The 1265-nt window shown below is 67.8% G+C and carries 1 protein-coding gene; it reads left to right on the top strand.

All coding sequences use genetic code 11. The features are described 5' to 3' along the window. Window positions 1-70 precede the first annotated feature (70 nt). Window positions 71-1233, top strand: a protein-coding gene (locus ACFY1J_RS46060; RefSeq protein WP_390733305.1) for an IS3 family transposase whose coding sequence is annotated in 2 segments (ribosomal slippage) — window positions 71-355 and window positions 358-1233 — 1161 coding nt in all. Because the reading frame shifts where the segments join, the coding sequence is not laid out codon by codon here. Window positions 1234-1265: the final 32 nt, after the last annotated feature.

Raw genomic sequence — 1265 nt, 5'->3', positions numbered from 1 at the left:
CGGGTCTGATGCACGATCGGGTGACATCTGAACTGGCTTGCCCTGTGGGGCGGGTGGGAAGGATGTCGCTGTGCCCAAGCCTTATCCGGAGGAGTTCCGTCAGGACGTCGTGCGGGTCGCGAGGAACCGCGGGCCGGGTGTAACGGTCGAGCAGGTGGCCACCGACTTCGGAGTCCATCCGATGACGTTGTGGAAGTGGATGCGCCGGGCGGACATCGACGACGGGACCAAGCCCGGAACGACCGGCCAGGAGAGCGCGGAACTGCGGGAGGCGCGTCGGCGGATCAAGCTGCTGGAGCAGGAGAACGAGGTCCTGCGGCGGGCTGCGGCCTATCTGTCGCAGGCGCATCTGCCGGGAAAAGGATCTACCCGCTCGTGAAGGAGCTGGCCGTGGACGGGGTGCCCGTCACGGTGACGTGCCGGGTGCTGAAGCTCGCCAGACAGCCCTACTACCGCTGGCTCGACCAGCCGGTTGCCGACGCCATGCTGGAGGAGGCGTATCGCGCGAACGCGCTGTTCGACGCGCACCGCGACGACCCGGAGTTCGGCTACCGCTTCCTGGCCGACGAAGCGCGCGGCGCCGGGGCTCCGATGGCGGACCGGACCGCGTGGCGGATCTGCCGGGACAACCGCTGGTGGAGCGTGTTCGGCAAGAAGCGCGGCAAGGGCACGAAGGCCGGCCCGCCGGTGCACGACGACCTCGTGAGCCGTGACTTCACCGCGACCTGTGCGAACCGGCTGTGGCTCGCCGACATCACCGAGCACGCCACCGGCGAAGGCAAGCTCTATCTCTGCGCGATCAAGGACGCCTTCAGCAACAGGATCGTGGGCTACTCCATCGACGAGCGGATGAAGTCCCGCCTGGCCGTGACCGCCCTGGACAACGCCGTGGCCCGGCGTGGAGACGTCGACGGCTGCATCCTGCACAGCGATCGCGGATCGCAGTTCCGCTCCCGGAAGTTCGTCCGGGCGCTCGACCGCCACCGGATGGCCGGATCGATAGGGAGGGTCGGAGCTGCCGGCGACAACGCGGCCATGGAGTCCTTCTTCAGCCTGCTGCAGAAGAACGTCCTCGACCGCCGTGTCTGGGCCACCCGCGAAGAACTCCGGATCGCGATCGTGACCTGGATTGAGCGGACCTACCACCGACGCCGCAGACAAGCCTCACTCGGCCGGCTGACCCCCATCGAATTCGAGACCGTCATGACCACGTCGGCCCTCCAGGCCGCGTGACCACACCTGTCACCCGAACCTGCATCAGACCC

This window comes from Streptomyces sp. NPDC001406, from assembly GCF_042895285.1.
Lineage (GTDB): Bacteria > Actinomycetota > Actinomycetes > Streptomycetales > Streptomycetaceae > Streptomyces.
The sequence above is the reverse complement of the archived record's forward strand: the minus strand, read 5'-3'. Positions and strand labels throughout refer to the sequence as shown.